The 4,573-nt window shown below is 43.5% G+C and carries 2 protein-coding genes and 3 pseudogenes; 2 read left to right on the forward strand and 3 right to left on the reverse strand.

The annotated features are described in order from the left end of the window. Positions 1-184: pseudogene (locus IQ211_RS18040) on the forward strand (winged helix-turn-helix domain-containing protein); the annotation flags it as partial. Between the two features lie 229 nt (positions 185-413). Here IQ211_RS18040 and IQ211_RS18045 read toward each other — a convergent pair. After that, entirely contained in the window at positions 414-1,418 is a 1,005-nt protein-coding gene (locus IQ211_RS18045; RefSeq protein ID WP_189761378.1) for an IS110 family RNA-guided transposase, read from the reverse strand. A gap of 69 nt (positions 1,419-1,487) precedes the next feature. On the opposite strand from IQ211_RS18045, the gene IQ211_RS18050 reads away from it, so the two are divergent. Continuing rightward, a complete protein-coding gene (locus IQ211_RS18050; RefSeq protein WP_193836436.1) occupies positions 1,488-2,063 on the forward strand; it encodes an IS630 family transposase in 576 nt (191 codons plus the stop codon). 229 nt (positions 2,064-2,292) lie between these two features. On the opposite strand, the pseudogene IQ211_RS19745 reads toward IQ211_RS18050, so the two are convergent. Both IQ211_RS19745 and IQ211_RS18065 read right to left on the reverse strand, forming a co-directional pair. Continuing rightward, a pseudogene (locus IQ211_RS19745) lies at positions 2,293-2,898 on the reverse strand (IS1 family transposase); the annotation flags it as partial. Between the two features lie 418 nt (positions 2,899-3,316). Beyond that, a pseudogene (locus IQ211_RS18065) lies at positions 3,317-4,361 on the reverse strand (IS630 family transposase). Positions 4,362-4,573 lie beyond the last annotated feature (212 nt).

Consider the following 4,573-nt stretch of genomic DNA (forward strand, 5'->3'; position numbering starts at 1 on the left):
CGAATCCGCTCGTGCAGAATCGCTGACGTTAGCCCGTATCGCACAGAAAGTTGAGGACAAGCATGGCCCGCTACCCTGTACGCTGGAGACATTGGCTAATACACTGAAAAAGCAGGGGTTAACCTATAAGCGAGCTCGCCTGTCTTTAAAAAATCTATGGTTCCCCTCCTTTTTGCAACACTGATTTTTGATGAATTTTTGGCTTGCTTCAATCTATCCGGCGTCACGGTAGGTAAAAATACCTGCGCCTTGATGAGTTCCGCGCCTGATGAACCTTAAAAAACGCCCGGCTTCAAAGAGCCATTTTTTAAATCAGGTTTCTCATCAGGCCGATAGGCCGTTCATGTCATCTATTATCAGTCTTCGCAAAACCGGTGAGGTAACATTTAAATAAGTTCACAATAACGTCCGCTTCAGGCGGAAAATACCGTGTGTTGTGTCGTTATAGCCCACGCTATCCGGGCGAATTTATTAGCCAATGCACAGGCCACAATATTAGAATGTTTTCGTTCAAGTTGCTGCTTGACCCAGTCAGCCAGTTTTCCCTGCCTGTGCTCGATATGGAGTATGAACGACCGGGCACAGAGCACCAGCAGTTGCCGGAGTGTCTTGTTACCCCGTTTACTGATCCCCAATAAGGTCGTCTTTCCCCCGGTACTATACTGGCGGGGCACCAATCCCGTCGAGGCCGCAAAATCCCGGCTGCATGCGTATTGTTTCCCATCACCGAGTTGTGAGGAAAGCACACTCGCCGTGATGAAACCAATGCCGGGGATAGTCATCAGCCGTTGTCCGGTATCATCCTGAGCAATCGCCTGTGACAGTGCGGTTTCAATCTCGGTGATTTGTTCAACCAAATAGTGATAATGCGCCTGTAAACGCAGTAATACCTGCACCAGATAAGGGGGAAGGGGATGTTCGGCCAGCACAGTGGAGAGTCGTTTTATCACGGCAATGCCCTTGGGCATACTGATACCAAACTCAAGCAGGAAAGCCTGCATCTGATTGGTGGTTTTGACTTTATCCCGGACCAGCGATTCCCGGACACGGTGCAGGGCGCGCATGGCTTGCTGGGCTTCCGTTCGGGGCTGAACAAACCGCATTGAGGGTCGTGAGGCCGCTTCACAGATAGCTTCCGCGTCAATAAAATCATTCTTGTTACTTTTGACGAAAGGACGAACAAACTGCGGTGAAATCAGCCTGGCTTCATGCCCCAAATCAGCGATCCGTCTTGCCATGAAATGCGCGCCCGCACAGGCTTCCATCACCACCGTTGCCGGAGAGCAGTCAGCTAAGAATTTCATCAATTTAGTTCGGGTGAATTTTTTACGCAGCAGGGCCTTGCCCGATTGATCCTGACAATGAACATGAAAGGAATGCTTGCCAAGATCGATGCCAATCAGTGTCATGGTGTGCATGATGGTAGCCTCTAATCAAAGATAATCACGCTGCTAATATACTGCCGTTAGAGTGAGGGGAACCATCTCATTAAACGCGATGAAGTGGCGTTTGCTGAACAAGCGACCTTATTGAATAAAATTAAGGCGGGTGCGCGATCCGGTCATTATCGACTGGTTTACCTTGATGAGGCGGGTTTTTCCGCCTCTCCGCCAGTGCAATATGGATGGAGCCCACGGGGTGAACCTCATGAAGCGGAGCCGCAAAATCATGTTAGACGGTCAGCGTTGGGGGCGCTCAATTACACCGATAACACCCTGTTTTATCAGATAAAACAAGGCAACATGACGCGCACTGATGTGATTGATTTTTTAGAGCAAGTGGCAAAAAATGGCGACAATCGTCTGACATTTTTAGTCTTGGATAATGCTCCTATTCATCATGGAATCGATAAAGAAATTAAACATCGCTGGTTGATGGAACATAATATGATGTTACTTTATCTTCCCGCTTACAGCCCAGAGCGGAATCTGATTGAAATTGTCTGGAAACAGGCGAAATACCATTGGCAACGTTTTATTACCTGGACTCAGGAGACCATGGAAGATGAAATTAATACATTATTAGCAGGCTATGGTCACCAATTTGCAGTTAATTTCTCTTGAGGACTTATATTGATTTTAAATAAATTATATAAATTTCATGCGGATGTTAAATTTTAATTAGATCAATAAATTACGAATGCGGTGCGAAATGTCGGATTAAATAGTTAGATTTCACATTAAATATATTAACGGAGCGGCAATTTACATCGTTCTATAAACCCAGACTTTATGCGGCTTACAGCTACAAAAAATCCGCTCTAAATACCTCGCGGGTTAATAATGTTTACATTCAATGAAAGTGTCTATCATCTATCACTTTGTCGTGCATTTCTTCCGATTTAGAATAACCTATCGTTTTTCGATTCAGCCTTTTTATTCGGGTACGGTGGATGAGATTGGTACTCTCTATACGTTGGGTAAACGTCTTTCCTGTTAGATGCTCTTCCTCAGGAAAACAATCATAAACGGCATAATCCCCCGTACAATAAAACTGGATATGAAAGGATGACAAAAGTTCAAGCAGTTTTTCAAAATGGTAGGAAGCTGCTTGATTTCTCACGTCGCGAGGATTCAAGCTCACCGCCAGCCACAGTGCCTCATTATTATGAAAAGTCATTTAGCTTTTTTCGGCTGCGATCACCAAAAGCATGGGCCACTATTCGTTTCATACGGGGTTCCCAAACATACCAAAGTCAGCGCTGATTTTTCTTATTTCCTACAAACGACCATTGCTCATCTATTCCGCAGATAAGCTGAATGTTACTTCCCCCAAGAAGCAGAGTGGTTACGTTTCACGGGTGGAGTTTTTAAGCGTTTTCATCACAGTTCCTGTTGCCATCTTCAGTACACGAACTGTGTCACGAATACCACCGTTGTTTATGGTCATATCGACAATATGCTATTTAATTGCAGGCTTGATGAGTGTACTCTTACCAGGGCAACCGCATGAGTTATCAGCATGTTAAAACAAACAATTAATTAACACTAAAGTCTTGATGAGAACACCTTGTGTGGTTAATTATAGAGCAATAAGGTGAACCAACATTACGTCATATTCGCTTAAATATTGTGTATTGAATCCATTCTGAAACATCTATTTAACAAAAAATCAACTCATGCGGGAGCCCTGTGTACTCTTACTGAAAGATTTTACGACAAACAGTGCAGTGATAGTGGTGATGGTTACCGTTATCTTTCCCATGTTCTTTGACATTTTTTGATTTGTGGCAAGAACGATAATAAACATCAACTTTAGCCATGTGACACTATAAAAAGCGGGAAGCATATTACAACAGCTAACTATTTGTACCAATCTAACTTGAAGATGCTGGTTTCAAAATCTGGAAATTATCATTCAATCGACAAACGAATTCACCCGCTTTTTCCCGGAGCGTGACACGAAAAAAGTGGTGAATTGCCTCGCGAAACACTTTCGGTGTGGCGAAGTAGACATTGTTACGCACCTGCTGCCCATTCATATATTTCCATAATCGCTCAATGGGATTGAGATTAGAACTGTAAGGCGGCAGATAATGCGACTCAATGTTGAGGATCTAGGCAATATCTTTCACCAAATCGGTACGGTGATAACCCGCTCCATCCAGAATGATGTGAATTTTTTGCGCAAGCGGATAGATCTCCCGAATGGCACCAAAATACGCCACATTTTCCGCGTTAATGCTCGGATATTCACAAATAATGGTCTCTTCAATACACTGTAAATTGAGGTTAGCCATCAAGTTGATACGGGTACGGCTACCGGTAGTTTCGACCACTTTGACCTACATCTTCCCTGATTTTATCCAGCCATAGCTTAATCTTGTGGGCTGTGAGGGATGCATTGCATCAATAAACAAAATCGGCTTATTTTGGCCAAATTCGTCTTTCAGGGCATGGTAGGCCTCAATAAATTGTTGCTGTTTATCCGCATCAAGTTTATAAAGAACCCCCTTCGGCTTCTTGTAACTGAACCCCTGACGGTGAAGCCATTTGGCCATCCCGGCCACGGTGAGCGAAACCTGCCAGCATGCCTGGATATAGACCATAATTTGTGTAGTGGTATATATCAGATTAACCGTCAAATAATCAACCAGTTCAGTGGCTTGCCTGGAAGACAGATGGCTGCCAGAGCCGCCATTTTCAGGGGCAAGTTTTCCTGACTGAAATAATCTTTTAGATGACGACTGACAGTATTTTCATGAATACAATACGCAAAGCCTGAGCAATCATCTGTGCAGTCCAGCCCTCGGAAGCCAAAGAACTAACTGCTTTAATACGCTCGCGAACGCGTCCATCACGCGTTGTATCATGCATCAGTTCGAGGGCGTGTTTTTGATCTGGTGTCAGATGAATTTTCATGGTAATAAGCATGATCTGATAAAAATGAAAAATCAAGCATCTTCAATGAAGATGGATATAATCCATGACCGTTTTTATATATGGCCTAAAAAACTAATTTCCGCATATTTTTATAAAAACCCAGAAGGCTTCATTAAATATGAAACACACCTATAGAGAAGAAAAACTTGCATTTTTTTCCATGATTATAATTTTTCCGGGATTTTTTATAT

Origin of the sequence: Xenorhabdus griffiniae (assembly GCF_015163655.1) — a bacterium.
Lineage (GTDB): Bacteria > Pseudomonadota > Gammaproteobacteria > Enterobacterales > Enterobacteriaceae > Xenorhabdus > Xenorhabdus griffiniae.

Bases quoted from the DNA above. Each gene is read 5' to 3' on its own strand.
- IQ211_RS18045 (WP_189761378.1), bottom strand. From the start codon at position 1,418: ATGCACACCATGACACTGATTGGCATCGATCTTGGCAAGCATTCCTTT.